The organism is Curtobacterium flaccumfaciens (assembly GCF_013359815.1).
GTDB classification, from domain to species: Bacteria; Actinomycetota; Actinomycetes; order Actinomycetales; family Microbacteriaceae; genus Curtobacterium; species Curtobacterium flaccumfaciens.
Window position 1 is genome coordinate 50,549 of record NZ_JABMCF010000031.1, and the last position, 18,702, is coordinate 69,250.

Sequence of the window (18,702 nt, forward strand, 5' to 3'; positions counted from 1 at the left end):
CCCGACCCTCCCGCCGCCGCACACCTCCCGCCACGACCGAAGGACCACCCCGCATGAGCATGACCCCGGAGCAGGCCACCTGGTTCGCCGACGTCGCAGGCCGCATCGTGACCAACGTCGAGCAGGTGCTCCTCGGGAAGACGTTCGTGATCCGCCTCGCGGTCACGGCGATGCTCAGCGAGGGGCACCTGCTCCTCGAGGACGTCCCCGGAACGGGCAAGACGAGCCTCGCCCGGGCGATGGCGCAGAGCGTGCAGGGCAGCACGAACCGCATCCAGTTCACCCCCGACCTGCTGCCGGGCGACATCACCGGCATCAGCGTCTACGACCAGCGGACGCAGGAGTTCGACTTCCACCGCGGGCCGGTCTTCGCGAACATCGTGCTCGCCGACGAGATCAACCGTGCGAGCCCGAAGACGCAGTCCGCGCTGCTCGAGGCCATGGAGGAGTCCGCGATCACGGTCGACGGCGTCAACCACCGTCTCGTCGCTCCGTTCATGGTCATCGCGACCCAGAACCCGATCGAGCAGGCCGGCACGTACCGTCTGCCCGAGGCGCAGCTCGACCGCTTCCTGATGAAGACGTCGATCGGCTACCCGGACCACGCCGCGACGGTGAAGATCCTCGAGACCTCGTCGGCTCCGTCGGCGTCGGTCCCGCTGGCGAGCGTCGTACCCGCCGCGACCATCACCGAGATGGCCGCCCTGGCGCGCACCGTGCACGTCGACGCGGTGATCGCCGACTACGTCGCGCGCTTGGTGGACGCGACCCGCTCGGCGAGCGAGGTCCGGCTCGGCGTCAGCGTCCGTGGGGCGATGGGCCTGATCCGTGCCTCCCGTGTCCTCGCGGCGCTGAGCGGTCGCCACTACGTCACGCCGGACGACGTGAAGGCACTGGCCGTCCCGGTCCTCGCGCACCGCCTGGTGCTCGACGCCGAGGCCGAGTTCGACGGCGTCAGCGCGCCGAGCGTCATCGCGCAGCTCCTGGTGGAGACCCCGCCGCCCGCCGACCGAGTCACGACGTGACGGACCGCCGGCCCGTCTCCACGCGCTCGCGCCGTCCGTCCTCGACGCGGTCGCGTCGTGGCACGACGGCGTACGAGCGCACGGGGACGGTCACCGGCATGACCAACGTCCGGACGCGCATCGTCGGCGACCGCGAGGGCGTCGCAGCGGATGCGGTCATCGGGATCGTCCGGCTCTGGGCAACGGCCTGGAGGCTCGTCCTGCGTCTCTGGGGCGAGGTCTCGTCCGTCGTCACCGGGCTCGGGTGGACGGTCGCCGCCCTGACGCTCGTCGCGTTCGTGACCGGCTACCGGTTCGGCCTGCGGGAGATCGTCGTCGTCGGGTTCGCCGGCGCCGTGCTCGCTGTGGTCGCCGCGGTGGCGTTGATCGGCCGGTCGCGGCTGGCGATCCGGATGCGGCTGCCGCAGCACCGTGTGGCGGTCGGCGACGACGCCGGCGTGATCATCACGGCTGAAAACCCCACGCGTCTGCCGTCGGTGCCGACCACGGTCGAGGTGCCGGTCGGATCCGGCCTGGTCGACGTCGCGATCCCGGCCATCGGGCCGCACGGCACCTTCGAGCGGGAGGTCCCGGTCCCGACGCTCCGCCGCGGGGTGCTCGACGTCGGTCCCGTGACGGGCGTCCGCGCCGACCCGGTGGGACTCGTCCGCCGCGAGCTGGTCTGGACCGCCCGTGAGCAGGTCATCGTGCACCCGCGCACCATCGCGATCCCGTCGACGAGCACCGGCCTGGTGCGCGACCTCGAGGGGCAGGCGACGACGGACCTGTCACCCGCGGACATCGCCTTCCACGCCATCCGCGAGTACATGCCCGGCGACGATCCGCGCACCATCCACTGGAAGTCGACCGCCAAGTCCGGCGCGCTCATGGTCCGGCAGTTCGAGGACACCCGTCGCTCGCACCTCGTCGTCGCGCTCGGCATCGCCCGCGGTGAGTTCGCCGACGACGAGGAGTTCGAGCTCGCAGTCAGCGCGGCCGCCTCCCTCGGGGCGCGGGCGATCCGCGACGGCCGTGAGGTCTCGGTCGTGGTGTCGCAGCGCACGCCCGAGTTCGCGAAGCGTGCCGTGTACGCCGTGCGGACGCTCCCCACCGTCACGCCGACGCGCCTGCTCGACGACTTCGCCTCGGTCGGCCTCGCCGTCGCGTGCCTGCCGATCGCCGAGGTCTCCCGGATCGTCGGGAGCGACACCGAGGGCATCTCCGTCGCGTTCCTCGTGGTGGGGTCGACCGTCGGCCTGCCCGCGCTCCGACTCGCCGCCACGCGGTTCCCCGTCGGGGTGGAGGTCGTCGCGGTGATCTGCGAGCCCGAGGCCCAGCCGCGGTTCCTGCGCGTCGCGGGTCTGACGGTGATGACCATCGGCTACCTGGACGACCTCCGGCACGCCCTGCACCGATCGGCGTCGGCAGCATGAGCGCCGCACCCGTGACCAACCCGGCCCCGGCCGCGGACCGGGCGAGACGTTCGACCCGGCGTTCCGACCGGCGCGACGCACGGCGGCTCGTGCCGTTCCGGCTCGCAGGCGGCACACTGGCGGTCTGGCTATTGCTGGCCGTCGCGAGCACGTCCTGGTGGCCGGTGTACCGGGACGGCACGATGATCACCGCCGCGGTGACCGCGATCGTCATCGGGACGGTCGTCGCGCTCCTCGGCACCCTGTTCCGGCTCCCGACGGCCGTCGTGGCGGTCGCGACCGTCGCCGCCTTCACGCTCACCGGCGTCCCCGCTGCCGTGCCGAGTCAGGCCAACGGCCTGCTGCCCACCGGACGCGGACTCCTCGACCTCTTCGCCGGCGTCGCCCTCGGCTGGAAGCAGCTGGTGACCATCAGCCTGCCGGTGGGCTCCTACGAAGCGCTCCTCGTGCCCTACTTCGTGACGCTGCTCGTGGCGGCGGTGACCGCCGTGAGCGTGGCGACCCGCGCCTCCAAGCAGGAACTCGCGAGCATCCCGGCACTGGTGCTCTTCGCGGTGGGGGTCGTCGTCGGGCCGAGCCGACTCGACACGTCGATCGTGACGGCGGTCGTCCTGGTCGGCCTCGCCCTCGTCTGGGCGCTGACGGTGCGGCACGCGCGTCGCGCCGTCGCGGTGGCGGCCACCATTGGTGCACGCGTGCCGGTCGCGCGGTCGATCGTCCGCCCCGCCCTCGTGGGAACCGGCACCATCGTGGCCGCGGCGGTCGTCGCGACCGGACTCGGCCTGGTGGCACCTCCGTCGGGTGAGCGCACCGTCGCACGCACCGACGTCGTGAAGCCGTTCGACCCACGCGACTACGTCAGTCCGCTCAGCGGGTTCCGCGCCTACGAGGAGTCCACCGCCTCCGACGCGACCCAGCTCCGGGTGACCGGCCTGCCCGAGGGCGGGTTCGTCCGCATCGCGACGCTCGACACCTACGACGGCGTCGTCTACCGCGTCGGTGGGACCGATGGCTCCGCCGGCTCGGGCACCTTCGAACGGGTACCGACCGCGGTCGACGTCCGTGGCGTCCGGGGCACCACGGTCGACGTCGGCGTGACGGTCGACGGGTACCGCGGTGTGTGGCTGCCGACGGTCGGTGACCTGGAGCGCGTGGAGTTCACCGGGCAGGACGCCGACGACGAGCGCGGCGCCTTCTTCTACAACGGGTCGACCGGTACCGGCGCCGTGGTCGGCGGAGTGGAGGACGGCACCTCCTACGACCTGACGGCGGTGCTGCCCGACCAGCCGACGGAACGGCAGCTGGCCACCGCACGGCCGGGGAGCGCCGCCGTGCCCACCGCACGGGACGTCCCCGACGCCGTGCGCGACACCGTGGAGTCCACGACGAAGGACGTGTCGGCACCGGGTGCGAAGCTCCTCGCCGCGGTGCAGTCGCTGCAGCGGAACGGGTACGTCAGCCACGGTGTCGGCGACGACCGGCTGAGTCGGTCCGGTCACGGTGCCGACCGTGTCCAGGAGCTCCTCACCGCACCCCTGATGATCGGGGACCAGGAGCAGTACGCCGTGGCGGCTGCACTGATGGCGGACGAGATCGGGTTCCCGGCACGGGTCGTGATGGGCTTCACGGCCGGGGGAGACTCGGGCCGCGACGGCACCGCAGCGCGTGGCGGGACGACGACCTTCCGTGGGTCCGACGTCACGGCTCGCATCGAGGTGGACACCGCGCAGTGGGGATGGGTGATGCTCAACCCCAACCCCGAGGTGCGCGAGATCCCGAACGAGCAGCAGCAGACCCCGCAGCCGGTCACCCGACCGGAGACGGTGGTGCCGCCGCCCCCGGTCGACCGGCAGGACCAGGACCAGCAGACGCCGCCGGAGAGTGACCGGAACACGCCGCCGGTGCAGCCGCTCTGGCTCCAGATCCTGCTCGCGGTGCTGCCCTGGGCCCTCGGGACCCTCGGCGTGGTCGCGCTCGTCCTGCTGCCGTACGCCGTGATCGTGCTGCTGAAGCGACTGCGGCGCCGCCGACGGCGGAACGCCACCACGCCCCGCGGCCGCATCGTCGGCGCCTGGGACGAGTACCGCGACGCACTGCTCGACCGCGGGCACGACGTGCGGCAGGCAGCAACCCGACGCGAAGCCGTGGTCGGTGCACCGGGTGACGGCGGCACCGGACTGGCGGCGCTGGCCGACCGTGCGGTGTTCGGTCCGAGTGACGCCGACCAGACCACCGCCGACCGCATGTGGGCGGCGACCGACGACGCGATCGGTTCGCTCCGGACGGGGCGGACCCGGCGGGAGCGGTTCCGCACCGCCGTCTCGCTCCGGTCCCTGCGGGGAACGGGACGCCGTCCGACGGCACGGTCCCGTCGGAGGACCGACCGCCAGGCTGCGTCGGGGCGCGGCGACTACGATGTCCAGAGGCCGGACGAGCGTCGTGGACGGCCGAGTGAGGACAGAGGCACCACGTGATCAGATGCGAACACTGCGGATCAATGCTCCCGGACGGAGCGATCTTCTGCGGTGAGTGCGGTCGCGCGGTCACCGCCGCCGCGAGCCGTCGCCCGGTCGCGCCGACCCCCGTCGAACAGGCACCGCCGCCACCGTTGCAGCAGCCCGACGCCCACGGCCGACGGTCCGACCCGGCTTCCGACGCCTGGTTGCCCGAAGCCACGCTCGATCCCGCCACGCGTGCGTGGCTCACCGGTGCCGACCGTCGCGGCACCGAACCGCCGGCACCCGTGCCGGTGCAGCGTCCCGATGACTTCGCGCCGCGCCAGGCCCCCTCCCATGTGCACGGTGCCGGCTCCGGGCTCGAGGACTGGTCGGGTGCGCCGGGCGAGTCCGAGCCTCCCCTCGACCCCGACGCGTACCCGTCCGAACCCCTCGATGCCGACGACCCCGAGCGCACCCGCATCGCCCCGGCTCCCGGTCGCCCCGAGACGCCCGAGGACCCGATCCGCGATGCTGCGTCGTCGGTCTCGGACCAGGCGGCGCGACAGCCCGTCGAGCCCCAGCCCGTCATGCCCCAGCCCGTCGAGCCGCCGCCCGCTGCCGAGCCCTCCGTGCCGGTGTGGGCACCGCCAGCTGCCACCGCACCCCCGGCGGCACCCGCCGGTCCGTCCTGGTGGGTCGGTCGCGGTACCCCGGCTGCCGAGGCGCCCGCCGAGCCGGTCGTCCCGCCGATGCCGGGAGCACCCGCCGAACCTGCTCCCGAGCAGGATGCTGCGGCTCCTGCCCCCGACGAACTCGGCGCGCAGGAAGCCCAGAACGCACAGGACGCCCAGGAACCCCGGGACGCACAGAGCGCCCGGGACGACGCACAGGCTGCCCTGGGCGACTCCGAGCCGGAGCCCGACGAAGCGATCGTGGCCGCGTCGGAGACGAGCGCCACCGACGACCAGCCGCCCGTCGTGTCGCCCCCGCAGCCCGGGGACACCGCCGTGGTCGAGCCGCTGATCGACCGTCGACCGCCCCGTCCGGCCCCGCTCGTCACCCCGGGCATGCACGAGACGACCATCTGCCACGTCTGCGGCAACCGGCTCGAACCCGACGACATCTTCTGCGGCGAGTGCGGAGCCGTCCGTCCGGCGGTCACCGCGGCCTTCACCGGCCCGGTCATGCCGCTGCCGATGACCCGACCCGACTGGGCAGCCGAGGAGCCCGACAGCACGCAGGCCCCCGACGCGGGCAACGAGCCGGACGAGCCGGACGAGCCCGACGCGGGTTCCGCCGAGCCCGCGGGTCCGAACGAGTCCGACGAGCGCGCTGCAGGCGACGAGCCGGACGACGAGATCCCGGTGGACGATGAGTCCCTCCGCGCCGAGGTCGAGCAGTCCGATGCCGGTCGACGTCCCCGCGGAGCGCACGCTGCACCGGTGACCGAGCCCGAGCCGCCGACCGAGGCGTCCGCCGTGCCGCGCACGCCGATCCCGCCGGTGCCCGGTTCCGCCACCGTCCCCTCCTCGGCACCGTCCGCCGACACCGCCGGCGTGCCCTCCGCTGCACCGCTGCCCCCGATCCCGGGAGCGACCGGACCCGCGCTGCCGCTCCCGCCCGTCGACCGGTCGGAGTCGCCCGCAGCGGCCGGCGCGCTCGACGACCTCGACGAGGACGTCGACGAGACCCGCATCGTCGCGAAGACCCCGACGCGGGCACCGTTCGTGCTGCACTTCAGCACGGGTGAGCGGCTCGGCGTCCACGGCACGGGCCTGCTCGGCCGGCTGCCGCGACCGCAGCCGGGGGAGCGCTACGACGACCTGCTGACCGTGCACGACCCGGGCAAGTCCGTGTCGAAGACGCACCTCGAGCTCGGCCGCGACGGCGACGACCTGTGGGTCTCCGACCGGTTCTCCGGCAACGGCACGGTCGTCCGGCACATCGACGGATCGATCCGCCGCTGCGAGCCCGGTCGCCGGTACCGCGTCGAGCGTGGTGCCCGCGTCGACATCGGTGAGCAGTTCTTCCTGGTGCAGTAGGCGACTTCTCCACAGATCGGGTCCCGGGCCAGCGCTGAGCTGCTCGTTCCTGGTGCGATGGGGTCATGTCCCGGTTCACCGCACGTTGCGTGATCGTGGGGGCCGCGGTCGCGCTCGTCGTGGCCGGGGTCCTCGCGCCGATCAGCGGCACAGGGCAGGGCGTCCTGCTCGGTGCGGGTGCGTGCTGCGCGCTGGTCGACGTGGTGCTGCACCGCTCGTCCTCGTCGGACCCGGACCCGGACCCGGACCCGGTCGCGGTCGTCGCTCCGCGCGGACCCGACCAGCCCGCCGAGCCAGAACCGCTCAGTGCGCCGGAAACGCTGGTGGGCGCCGTTCCCGAGGACGGCGACGGCACGCAGGCACTCGTCCTCGGGCACGGTCCGGGCGGCCGCGTACTCCGGGTCGACGCCGCGTCCCACGTCGTGGTCGTCGGTGCCGGAGCACTCGCCGTCGCGGTGTTCCGCGGGCTCGCCGAGCAGCTCCGAGCCGCTGCCGCCCACACCGACGAGGACCTGCGCTGGGCCGCTGCTCCCGAGGTCCTCGACGCCGTGGGGACCAGCAGCGCCGATCCAGCCCCGAGCGCCCGGTCAGCGAGCACCCGGGCAGCGAGCAGCCTGTCAGTGCACGCCCTGCCGTCGGGGACCTCGGTCGCTGTGCGGATGGGGGCCGACGGCCGACCGCACGGCTCCGTGGTGCTCGTGGCCGGACTCGGATCGGCGCCTCGTCAGCGGGACGTCACCGTCGAGGTCTCACGGTACGGCTGCTCCGTCCGACGACCCGACGACCACGCGGTCGTCCGGGCGTCCCCGGCGCTGCCGGTCCTCGTCCCCGACCCCGTGAGCGCCGATCGATGACCAGCCCCGAGCGATGACCAGCGCCGTCCCTTGACCGGCGCCGAGCAACGATCAGCGCAACCCCGCGTCGACCCGCACCGCGCCGAGCAATGATCAGCGCAACCCTGCGCCGACCCGCACCGCGCCGACGGGCATGCCACCGCCGAGCACCCGCTCACCGGTCGCCTCGAGCACCTCGGCCACCCCGTCCGACGCGACGAGTCCGTTCCGCTCGAGCAGCGCCAGGGCCGCCAGGGTGCCGGCCCGCTGCGAGCCGTCGAGCACCTTCACGGCCACGGCGGCGCCTCCGGGCAACCCCATGACCATGACGCCCTCGGCACCGAGCTTCGCCAGCACCTGCAGTCGCTCGATGGTGACCGTGTTCGCGCGTCCGACGCCGTCGATCGCCCACGGGTGCGCCAGGACCGCGTCGGTCAGGGCAGCGGAGTCGTCGTCGGCCCGTGCCACGACACCGGCGAACCCGCGTGCCAACCCCGTCAGGGTGAGCGGGAACACGGGGGCGCCGCATCCGTCCGTACCGACCAGGTCGACGGTTTCGTGCGTGTACTCCTCGACCACGGCACGCACCCGCTGCTGCAACGGGTGCTCGATGTCGAGGTACGTGGCTTCGTCCCAGCCGTTCACCCGGCAGGCCGCGAGCATGCCGGCGTGCTTGCCGGAGCAGTTCATCGCCAGTCGGCGGGGGCCGTCCATCGTCCGGGCGGTCCCGCGGTCGAAGGGCATGTCGGGCGGGCAGCCGAGGTCGGCCTCGACGTGGTCGAAGGACTCGAGCATGTGCAGGGCGAGCGCCTGGTGGGCCGCGGTGCCGGCGTGGCTCGCGGTGGTGAGGACGAGTTCCTCGTCGGAGAACAGTGCACCGGCACGTCGGACGGCCAGGGCCTGGAACGGCTTCATGGTGGAACGCGGGTAGATGCTCGCGGTCACGTCGCCCACGGAGTCGATCACGGTGCCGCTCGCGTCGACGACGACGCCGGCGCCGACGTGCCGGCTCTCGTCGAACCCTGAGCGTTCGAGCACCGCCAGCTCGACGGAACCGTCGGCGGTGAGAGGATGGCGATCACTGCGGACTTCGGGGCTCACCGTCATGCCGCCATGCTAGCCAAGGCGAAGGGGCGCACCCGTGCACGACCACTCCTACGAGGTCTCCGTCAGCTGGACCGGCGACCGCGGGACCGGCACCTCCGGGTACCGCGACTACGGCCGCGAACACGTGGTCTCCGCGACCGGCAAGCCCGACGTCCCCGGCTCCGCCGACCCGACGTTCCGCGGGGACCGTGACCGCTGGAACCCCGAGGAGATGGTGGTCGCGGCGCTGGCCCAGTGCCACATGCTCAGCTACCTGCACGTCGCGGTGACGAAGGGCTTCACCGTCGTCGACTACCAGGACACCGCGACCGCGTCGCTCCGCCTGAACCGCGACGGTTCGGGTGAACTGACCGAGGCGACCCTGCACCCGGTCGTCACCATCCTCGAAGCCGACCGGGCCGCGGACGCCGAAGCAGCACACGTCACCGCGAACGAGCTCTGCTTCATCGCGCGGTCCGTGGCGTTCCCGGTGCACCACGAGCCGCAGCTGGTCGTCCGACCTGCGTCATTGGCAGGGGACTCTTCGACAGGTGGGGCAGACTAGGTCCTCGTGAAGCGTCTCCGCCTGCTCCCGATCGCCATCGTCCCCGCCGTCGTGCTGGGACTCGCCGCCTGCTCCGGCTCCGGTTCGAACGGGTCCTCGGCTTCGCCGACCCCGTCGGCCAGTGCCACGGCCTCGGCGATCACCTCCTGCCCCGACCCGGGCAAGTCGTCCGATGCCATCAAGGCGACCGGGTCGTTCGGCGGACCGAAGGCCCCGACCGTGAAGTTCTCGTCCGGCCTGTCCGCGAAGACGCCGCAGGCCACCCGCCTCGTGAAGGGCAAGGGCGCGGCGCTCGACGAGGGCGACTACGCGCAGGTCTCCTACAGCGTGTACGAGGCTTCGGACGCCAAGAAGCTCGGCACCGTCGGCTTCGACGAGGGCAACCCGCAGGTGCTCTCCGTCGGCGGATCAGGCTTCGGTGCGCTCCTCGCCTGCTCGAAGGTGGGCGACCGCGTCGCCGCGGTCGGACAGTCCTCCGCACTCGGCTTCAACACCGGCGGCGAGATCGTCGTGGTCGCCGACGTCGTCGCACAGACCCCGACCAAGGCGACCGGCACCCCGCAGGACCAGGACCCGGGCCTGCCCACGGTCAAGGACAAGGCCTCGGGCGAGCCGGAGATCACGGTCCCCGACGGCGTCAAGGCGCCCACGAAGACCACGGTCGAGGTGCTCAAGCAGGGCGACGGCACCGAGATCGCCGACGGCGACACCGCACTCGTGCAGTACAAGGGCGTCGTCTACGACACCGGCAAGGAGTTCGACTCCTCGTGGTCGAAGGGTGTCCCCACCACCTTCACCGTGTCGGAGAGCGCGCTCATCAAGGGCTTCGTCACCGGGCTCGTCGGGCAGAAGGTCGGCTCGCAGGTCCTGATCGTCGCCACGCCGGAGGACGCCTACGGCGCGAACCCGCAGGAGGGCTCGGGCATCCCGAAGAACGCCACGCTCGTCTTCGTGGTCGACATCCTCGCCAAGGGCTGACCGTGACGGACGGCCGCCTCGGCACCACCGGTCCGGACCGTCGGCGGATCGTCGTCCTCGGTAGCACCGGCTCGATCGGCACCCAGGCGCTCGACGTGGTCGCCCGCAACCCCGACCGGTTCGAGGTCGTCGGGCTCACCGCCGGCAGCAACCGCGACCTCGTCGCCGAGCAGGCCGCTCGGTTCGGCGTCCGCGACACGGCGTTCGGCGCGGCCGACTCGGAGCAGCTCGTCCGGAGCGTCGAGGCCGACGTCGTCCTGAACGGCATCACCGGCTCGGTCGGCCTCGGCCCGACGCTCGCGGCCCTCGAGACCGGTGCCGTGCTCGCCCTCGCGAACAAGGAGAGCCTGATCGTCGGCGGCTCCCTCGTGCAGCACGCCGCGGCGCCCGGGCAGATCGTGCCCGTGGACAGCGAGCACTCCGCCATCGCGCAGGCGCTGCGCTCCGGCGCCGACGCCGAGGTGCAGCGGCTCGTCCTGACGGCGAGTGGCGGTCCGTTCCGTGGGCGCACCCGCGAACAGCTCCGTGACGTCACCCCCGCCCAGGCACTGGCGCACCCGACCTGGGACATGGGTCTCGTCGTCACGACGAACTCCGCGACCCTGGTCAACAAGGGGCTCGAGGTCATCGAGGCCCACCTGCTCTTCGACGTGCCGTACGACCGCATCGACGTCACCGTGCACGCGCAGTCGATCGTGCACTCCATGGTCGAGTTCGTCGACGGTTCCACCATCGCCCAGGCGTCGCCGCCGGACATGCGGCTGCCGATCGCGCTCGGCCTGGCCTGGCCGGACCGGGTGCCCGGCGTCGGCGTGCCGCTCGACTGGACGACCGCGAGCACGTGGACGTTCGAGCCGCTCGACCAGGACGCCTTCGGCGCCGTCGCCCTCGCCAAGCGGGTGGGTGAGCTGGGCGGCACGTTCCCGGCCGTGTTCAACGCCGCGAACGAGCAGGCCGTCGCCGCGTTCCACGCTGGTGCGATCGGTTTCCTCGACATCGTCGACACGGTCGAGCGCGTCGTCGAGGAGCACACCGCGGGGGAGCCGTCACTCGACGGCGTGCTCGCCGCGGAGCAGTGGGCCCGCACCGCTGCGGACCGCGCGCTGACCCGCTGACGCGAGTCGCGCCTCCCGTCCGACGCGGAGGCGGCAGATCGCGGACGTGACGCACAGGCCTGGAGGCCCAGCTCGCCTCTCAGACGGCGCTCGGCTCCGTCATGGAATCAGTCCCGTACTCTTTCCCGGTGACCGTCGAATCCGTCCTGCTCTTCGTCCTCGGCGTGGTCGTCTTCATCATCGGCCTGCTGGTCTCGATCGGACTCCACGAGCTGGGGCACCTGTCCTTCGCGAAGCTCTTCAACGTCAAGGTGACGCAGTACTCGCTGGGCTTCGGCAAGGCGATGTGGTCGTTCAAGCGGGGTGAGACCGAGTACGGGATCCGCCCTATCCTGCTCGGTGGGTACATCTCGATGGTCGGCATGCTCAAGCCGCGCGCCTCGGGCCGGGCGAACGCCATCACGAACACCGGCATGTACGGCGCGTTCGTGCAGGACGCCCGCCAGGCCAGCGCCGAGCAGATCGCGGACTCCGGCGGTGACGACTCCCGCGCCTTCTACCGCCTGACGCCGTGGAAGCGGATCATCGTGATGGTCGCAGGCCCGGCCATGAACCTGGTGATCGGCATCGTGCTGTTCGGTGTGCTGCTGTGCGGGTTCGGGGCACCGACGACGACCTTCACGTCGAGCGTGGGGTGCGTGCTGCCGAACAGCCGGACGACCGAGTGCTCGCCCGGCGACGCGGTGTCCCCGGCGAAGCAGGCGGGCATCGAGTCCGGCGACGTCGTGCTCTCGGTGAACGGTGAGCAGGACCCCACCATCAGCCGCGTCTCCGAGGTCTTCCAGGAGTCCGCCGGTGAGCAGGTCACCGTGGTCGTCGAGCGCGACGGTGCCCGCAAGACCCTCGAGATCACCCCGACGACCGCCACCCGCGACGTCTACGACGCCGAGGGCAAGGTCGTCAAGAACGACGACGGCACCACGAAGACCCAGCGCGTCGGCGTGGTCGGCGTCAGCATCGGGCAGTCCCTGGTGCGGCAGTCCCCGGCCGAGGTGCTGCCGGCGACCGGTGCCCAGATCGCGGCGTCCGCGCACCTGATCATCGACCTGCCGCAGCGCCTGGTCGCCGTGTGGAACGCCGCGTTCGGTGCCCAGGAGCGGTCACAGGACAGCCCCGTGTCGGTGGTGGGCGTGGGCCGTGCGATCGGCGAGGTCTCGTCGATGAGCGGCGTCCCCGTGGTCGACAAGGCGTACACGATCCTCGGGCTGCTGGCTTCGCTCAACATCGGCCTGTTCGTGCTGAACATGGTGCCGCTGCTGCCGCTCGACGGCGGACACATCGCTGGTGCGCTCTGGGAAGCGATCAAGCGACGGTCGTTCAAGCTCGTCGGCAAGGCGGACCCGGGGCCCATCGACCTGGCGAAGACGATGCCCCTGACGATGGTCGTCGTGGTGCTGTTGGCAGGGATGAGCGCGCTGCTGATCTACGCCGACATCGTGCGGCCGGTGAACCTGTTCGGGTAGTCGCTCCGGCGCTACGCTCAGCGGATGACCACAGCCGCCCCGAACCCTCCCGAGGTTCGCACCGTCGAGCGCCAGGGCCTCGACGTCATCGCCGAGTCCGATCGGAAGGGCACCCCACGGGGACTGTTCTGGCCGTGGTTCGCCGCGAACATCTCCGTCCTCGGCATCGCCTACGGGGCGTTCGTCATCGGGTTCGGCATCTCCTTCTGGCAGGCCACCGCCGTCTCGGTCGTCGGGGTGGTGTTCTCGTTCCTGCTGTGCGGCGTGGTCGCGATCGCCGGCAAGCGGGGGTCGGCGCCGACGATGGTGCTGAGCCGTGCGGCGTTCGGCGTGCGGGGCAACCGGGTGCCCTCGTTCCTCAGCTGGATCCTCACCGTCGGGTGGGAGACCTCGCTCGCCGCACTGGCGGTCCTGGCGACCTCGACGGTCTTCACCGAGCTCGGCTGGGACGGCGGGGTGCTGACGAAGGTCGTCGCGCTGGTCGTCGTCGCCGCGCTCGTGGTCGGGGCCGGCGTCGCGGGCTTCGACGTGATCATGCGCCTGCAGACCTGGATCACGGTCATCACGGGGGTGCTCACCGTCGTCTACATCGTGCTCGCGGTGCCCTCCATCGACTTCGCCGCGATCGCCGCGATGCCGTCCGGCAGCGGTCAGCAGGTCATCGGGGCCCTGGTCCTGGTGATGACCGGCTTCGGCCTCGGCTGGGTGAACGCTGCTGCCGACTACTCCCGGTACCTGCCGCGGGCCGCGTCCACCGGTGGGGTCGTCGGGTGGACGACCTTCGGCGGCGCACTGGCCCCGGCGATCCTCGTGGTCTTCGGCGTCCTGCTCGCCGGGTCGTCGCCGGACCTGAACGCCGCCATCCAGGACGACCCGATCGGCGCGCTCACCACCATCCTGCCGATCTGGTTCCTCATCCCGTTCGCGATCGTGGCGATCCTCGGGCTCGTCGGGGGAGCGGTCCTCGACATCTACTCGTCGGGCCTCGCGCTGCTGAGCGTCGGCGTGAAGATCCCGCGGCCGGTCGCCGCCGGGGTCGACGGCGTGTTCATGGTGGCGGGGGCGATCTACATCGCCTTCTTCGCGACCAGCTTCGCGAAGCCGTTCCAGGCGTTCCTGATCACCCTCGGCGTGCCGATCGCGGTGTGGGCCGGCATCTTCGTCGCCGACGTCCTGCTGCGTCGTCGCGCCTACGCAGAGGCCGAGCTCGACGACCGCCGCGGCCGGTACGGTGACGTCCGGTGGGGCGCGATCGCCCTGGTCGTCGTCGGCACTGCGCTCGGGTGGGGCCTCGTCACGCTGGCGTCACCCACGTGGTTGACCTGGCAGGGCTACCTGCTCGGCCCGTTCGGCCTCGGCGGACGCGAGGGGCCCTGGGCCTACGCGAACCTCGGCGTCCTCGTCGCCCTGGTCGTCGGGTTCCTCGGCACGCTGCTGTTCGCGCGCGGCTCGATCCGCCGTCAGGAAGCACTCGCCACCCCGGACGACCTGCGATGAGCGCGGAGATCCCCGACGACGCCTGGCTCGTCGTCATCGACATGCAGCAGGTCTTCACCGGCGAGAACCCGTGGGCCGCCCCGCGGTACGACCACGCCGGCGCCGGTATCGAGCGGCTCCTCCCGCGGTTCACGGGCCGCACGGTGTTCACCCGCTTCGTGGCACCGGCGGAGCCGGAGGGTGCGTGGGTGCCCTACTACCGTGACTGGCCCTTCGCACTGGTGCCGGACGCCGACCCGCTGTACGCGCTCACCGAGCCGTTCGCGTCGGCCGCCGCGGACCGGAACGACCCCGTCGTGACGGAACCGACCTTCGCCAAGTGGGGGACGAGCCTCCAGGCCGTCGTCGGCGACCACCCGCACCTGGTGCTCACGGGGGTGTCGACCGACTGCTGCGTGCTGTCGACCGCGCTGGCCGCGGCCGACGCCGGTGCAACGGTGACCGTCGTGGCGGACGCCTGCGCCGGTGGGACCGACGAGGACCACGACCGCGCGCTCGCGGTGATGCGGCTCTACGCCCCGCTCATCACGGTCGTCGACTCGGTCAGGGAGCTCTGAACGGACGCACGGGGACCGGACCCGGCACGGTCAGACCGAGCGCGTAGAGTGCTCACGTGCCCGCAGTCAACCTCGGTATGCCCAAGTCCCCCGAAACCCTCGCTCCGCGTCGCAAGTCGCGGCAGATCCGGGTCGGCAAGGTGCTCGTGGGCGGCGACGCCCCGGTGTCCGTGCAGTCGATGACCACGACGCAGACCACCAACATCAACGCGACGCTGCAGCAGATCGCCGAACTCACGGCCTCGGGCTGCGACATCGTCCGGGTTGCCGTGCCCACGCAGGACGACGCCGACGCGCTGGCGATCATCGCGAAGAAGTCGCAGATCCCCGTGATCGCCGACATCCACTTCCAGCCGAAGTACGTCTTCCAGGCGATCGACGCCGGCTGTGCCGCCGTCCGCGTCAACCCGGGCAACATCCGCAAGTTCGACGACCAGGTCGGCGCGATCGCCAAGGCCGCCAAGGACGCCGGCGTCTCGCTCCGCATCGGCGTGAACGCGGGGTCGCTCGAGCCGAGCCTGCTGCAGAAGTACGGCAAGGCCACCCCCGAGGCGCTCGTCGAGTCCGCGGTGTGGGAAGCCTCCCTGTTCGAGGAGCACGACTTCCACGACTTCAAGATCTCGGTCAAGCACAACGACCCGATCGTGATGGTCAAGGCCTACCGGCAGCTCGCCGCCGCCGGTGACTGGCCGCTGCACCTCGGCGTGACCGAGGCCGGCCCGGAGTTCCAGGGCACGATCAAGAGCGCCACCGCGTTCGGCATCCTGCTGGCCGAGGGCATCGGTGACACCATCCGCGTGTCGCTCTCCGCCCCGCCCGCGCAAGAGGTCAAGGTCGGCCTGCAGATCCTGCAGTCGCTCAACCTGCGCGAGCGCAAGCTCGAGATCGTCTCCTGCCCGAGCTGCGGTCGCGCGCAGGTCGACGTCTACCAGCTCGCGAACGACGTCACGAAGGGGCTCGAGGGCATGACCGTCCCGCTCCGCGTCGCCGTCATGGGCTGCGTCGTGAACGGCCCGGGCGAGGCGCGCGAGGCCGATCTCGGCGTCGCCTCGGGCAACGGCAAGGGGCAGATCTTCGTCAAGGGCCAGGTCGTCAAGACCGTGCCCGAGGCCGAGATCGTCCAGACGCTCATCAACGAGGCGAACCGCATCGCGGACGAGATGGGTCCGGCCGCCGCCACCGGCACGCCCCAGGTGATCATGGCGCCGTAGGCGCGACCACCCCTTCGGACCGGAGGCCCGGTGCCAGCTGGCACCGGGCCTCCGGTCCGTCCTCGGGCGGCGCTGGCGCTGGCGCCAGCGCCGGTCGGCACGGTGCGTGCTTCGCGGTTCCGTGCCGGGTTGATCGCCCGGTGCGATCCTGCAGGCGCGCACGGAGCGGCTGGTGCCGCACCGGCCGATGAATCTCGCACGGTGCGGCTCTGCTCCGCGTCGCCGGCGGCGCCCGAAGCGCGCGCGACACACCGCGGACCGGCCCGGAGGCCCGCTGCGGCTGCTCGACGCGCGTCCCCTCCGCACGGTGCGGACTTCGCGAGCGGCCGCCGGGTTGATCGCCCGGTGCGAGCCTGCAGGCGCGCACGCAGCGGCTGGTGCCGCACCGGCCGACGAACCTCGCACGGTGCGGCTCCGCTCCGCGTCGCCGGCGGCGCCCGCGACGCGCGTGCCGGACCGGGGCCCGGCCCGGAGGCCCGTTGCGGCTGCTCGACGTGCGTCCCCTCCGCACGGTGCGGACTTCGCGAGCGGCCGCCGCGTTGATCGCCCGGTGCGAGCGTGCAGGCGCGCACGCAGCGGCTGCCGCCCCACGGGCCAGCGAACCTCGCACCGTGCCGAACGGCGCCGCTCGCGCCCAGCGGCGGGCACACCGCAGGGAACCCGCGCCCTCGGCCCGCCGCCACTAGGCTTGCCCCGTGGTCACACGGCTTTCGCATCTGTTCCTCCGTACGCTCCGCGACGACCCCTCCGACGCCGAGGTGACGAGCCACAAGCTGCTCGTCCGCGCCGGGTACGTCCGTCGCCAGTCCCCGGGGATCTTCGCCTGGCTGCCGCTCGGCCTCCGGGTGCGCGCCAAGATCGAGGCGATCATCCGCGACGAGATGGTCGCAGCCGGTGCGCAGGAGGTCCTGCTGCCCGCGCTCCTGCCGCGTGAGCCGTACGAGGCCACGAACCGCTGGACCGAGTACGGCGACGGCATGTTCCGCCTGCAGGACCGCAAGGGTTCCGACTACCTGCTCGCACCCACGCACGAGGAGATGTTCGCGCTCCTGGTGAAGGACCTGTACTCGTCCTACAAGGACCTGCCGGTCACGCTGTTCCAGATCCAGGACAAGTACCGCGACGAGGCCCGGCCCCGCGCCGGACTCCTGCGCGGCCGCGAGTTCACCATGAAGGACGCGTACTCGTTCGACCTGACCGACGAGGGCCTCGAGCGCAGCTACCAGGTCATGCGCGACGCGTACGAGAAGATCTTCGCCCGCCTCGGGCTCGACTACGTCATCGTCAAGGCCGACGCCGGCGCGATGGGCGGCTCCAAGTCCGAGGAGTTCCTGCACCCGATCGGCGTCGGCGAGGACACCTTCGTCCGCAGTGCCGGCGGCTACGCGGCCAACGTCGAGGCGTACGTCACCCCCGTCCCCGAGTCGCTGCCGATCGAGGGCCAGCCCGAGCCCGTGCTGCTGCCCGCCTCGGACACCCCGACGATCGACACGCTCGTCGCCCACGCGAACCAGGTCGCGCCGCGCGAGGGTGCCCCGTGGACCGCGGCCGACACGCTGAAGAACGTCGTCCTGGCGCTCACCCACCTCGACGGCACGCGCGAGGTCGTGGTCGTCGGGCTGCCCGGTGACCGCGACGTCGACCTGAAGCGCGCCGAGGTGTCGTTCGCCCCGGCCGAGGTCGAGGCCGCCGGCGACGACGACTTCAAGAAGCACCGTGGCCTGGTGAAGGGCTACATCGGCCCGCAGGTCCTCGGCGCCGACAGCGCCACCGGCCTCCGCTACTTCGTCGACCCGCGTGTGGTCGACGGCACGAGCTGGATCACCGGCGCCAACGAACGCGGCGTGCACGTGTCCGGCCTCGTCGCCGGCCGTGACTTCGTGGCCGACGGTGTCGTCGAGGTCTCCGACGTCCGCGCCGGTGACCCGTCCCCGGACGGCTCCGGCCCGCTCGAGACCGCGCGCGGCATGGAGATCGGGCACGTCTTCCAGCTCGGCCGGAAGTACGCCGAGGCGCTCGGTCTCAAGGTGCAGGACGAGAACGGCAAGCTCGCGACGGTCACGATGGGCTCGTACGGCATCGGCGTGACCCGCATCCTCGCCATCCTGGCCGAGTCCCACAACGACGAGAAGGGCCTGGTCTGGCCGAAGAACGTCGCGCCGTTCGACGTGCACATCGTCGCCACCGGCCGTGACCAGGTCGCCTACGAGCTGGCGGCCTCCGTCGTCGCCGAGCTCGAGGGCGAGCGGTTCGACGTGCTGTACGACGACCGCCCCAAGGTCTCGCCCGGCGTGAAGCTCCGCGACGCCGAGCTGCTCGGCATGCCGATCGTCGTCGTCGCCGGTCGCGGCGCCGCCGAGGGCGTCGTCGAGCTGTGGGACCGCGCGACCGGCGACCGCCGCGACGTGCCGGTGGCCGAGCTGCTCGACGCGGTCCGCGCGATCTAGACGCGACCCCTGACGGACGGGCGCGCCCCGCTC

The 18,702-nt window shown here is 72.3% G+C and carries 14 protein-coding genes; 13 read left to right on the top strand and 1 reads right to left on the bottom strand.

The genetic code is table 11. The features are described 5' to 3' along the window. Nucleotides 1–53: 53 nt before the first annotated feature. From HP445_RS03105 to HP445_RS03125, 5 genes are all read left to right on the top strand, one after another. Nucleotides 54–1,025, top strand: coding sequence for an AAA family ATPase (locus tag HP445_RS03105; protein WP_128779995.1), 972 nt, complete (start codon nt 54–56; stop codon nt 1,023–1,025). 98 nt (nt 1,026–1,123) lie between these two features. Then, entirely contained in the window at nt 1,124–2,437 is a 1,314-nt protein-coding gene (locus tag HP445_RS03110) for a DUF58 domain-containing protein (protein ID WP_164941118.1), read from the top strand. Beyond that, entirely contained in the window at nt 2,434–4,911 is a 2,478-nt protein-coding gene (locus tag HP445_RS03115) for a transglutaminase domain-containing protein (protein ID WP_128779993.1), read from the top strand. Before HP445_RS03110 ends, HP445_RS03115 begins: the two co-directional genes overlap by 4 nt. Next, nucleotides 4,908–6,917: a zinc-ribbon domain-containing protein gene (locus HP445_RS03120; protein ID WP_128779992.1), complete on the top strand. Its 2,010-nt coding sequence runs from the start codon at nt 4,908–4,910 to the stop codon at nt 6,915–6,917. Before HP445_RS03115 ends, HP445_RS03120 begins: the two co-directional genes overlap by 4 nt. 65 nt (nt 6,918–6,982) lie before the next feature. Then, entirely contained in the window at nt 6,983–7,771 is a 789-nt protein-coding gene (locus HP445_RS03125; RefSeq protein WP_128779991.1) for a hypothetical protein, read from the top strand. A gap of 93 nt (nt 7,772–7,864) precedes the next feature. Here the strand turns inward: HP445_RS03125 and HP445_RS03130 are convergent, their stop codons facing one another. Further along, nucleotides 7,865–8,857: an asparaginase gene (locus tag HP445_RS03130; RefSeq protein WP_128779990.1), complete on the bottom strand. Its 993-nt coding sequence runs from the start codon at nt 8,855–8,857 to the stop codon at nt 7,865–7,867. Between the two features lie 34 nt (nt 8,858–8,891). Here HP445_RS03130 and HP445_RS03135 point away from each other — a divergent pair, with 34 nt between their 5' ends. From HP445_RS03135 to HP445_RS03170, 8 genes are all read left to right on the top strand, one after another. Continuing rightward, nucleotides 8,892–9,401 (top strand): OsmC family protein, encoded by a 510-nt coding sequence (locus tag HP445_RS03135; RefSeq protein ID WP_111053976.1) that lies wholly within the window; start codon nt 8,892–8,894, stop codon nt 9,399–9,401. 6 nt (nt 9,402–9,407) lie between these two features. Beyond that, a complete protein-coding gene (locus tag HP445_RS19070; protein ID WP_071404621.1) occupies nt 9,408–10,379 on the top strand; it encodes an FKBP-type peptidyl-prolyl cis-trans isomerase in 972 nt (323 codons plus the stop codon). Nucleotides 10,380–10,381: 2 nt separating this feature from the next. Beyond that, complete coding sequence (gene dxr / locus HP445_RS03145; RefSeq protein WP_128779989.1) at nt 10,382–11,494, top strand: 1-deoxy-D-xylulose-5-phosphate reductoisomerase; 1,113 nt, start codon at nt 10,382–10,384, stop codon at nt 11,492–11,494. Nucleotides 11,495–11,622: 128 nt separating this feature from the next. Next, nucleotides 11,623–12,957, top strand: coding sequence for a M50 family metallopeptidase (locus HP445_RS03150; RefSeq protein WP_175330776.1), 1,335 nt, complete (start codon nt 11,623–11,625; stop codon nt 12,955–12,957). Nucleotides 12,958–12,981: 24 nt separating this feature from the next. Further along, entirely contained in the window at nt 12,982–14,454 is a 1,473-nt protein-coding gene (locus tag HP445_RS03155; protein WP_128779987.1) for a purine-cytosine permease family protein, read from the top strand. Then, the gene (locus tag HP445_RS03160) at nt 14,451–15,011 is read left to right on the top strand and encodes a cysteine hydrolase family protein (RefSeq protein ID WP_128779986.1); all 561 of its coding nucleotides are present in this window, start codon (nt 14,451–14,453) and stop codon (nt 15,009–15,011) included. The genes HP445_RS03155 and HP445_RS03160 overlap by 4 nt, the downstream gene beginning before the upstream one ends. Before the next feature lie 56 nt (nt 15,012–15,067). Then, entirely contained in the window at nt 15,068–16,222 is a 1,155-nt protein-coding gene (ispG, locus tag HP445_RS03165; RefSeq protein ID WP_171907786.1) for a flavodoxin-dependent (E)-4-hydroxy-3-methylbut-2-enyl-diphosphate synthase, read from the top strand. A gap of 695 nt (nt 16,223–16,917) precedes the next feature. Further along, complete coding sequence (locus HP445_RS03170; RefSeq protein WP_111029245.1) at nt 16,918–18,669, top strand: proline--tRNA ligase; 1,752 nt, start codon at nt 16,918–16,920, stop codon at nt 18,667–18,669. Nucleotides 18,670–18,702 lie beyond the last annotated feature (33 nt).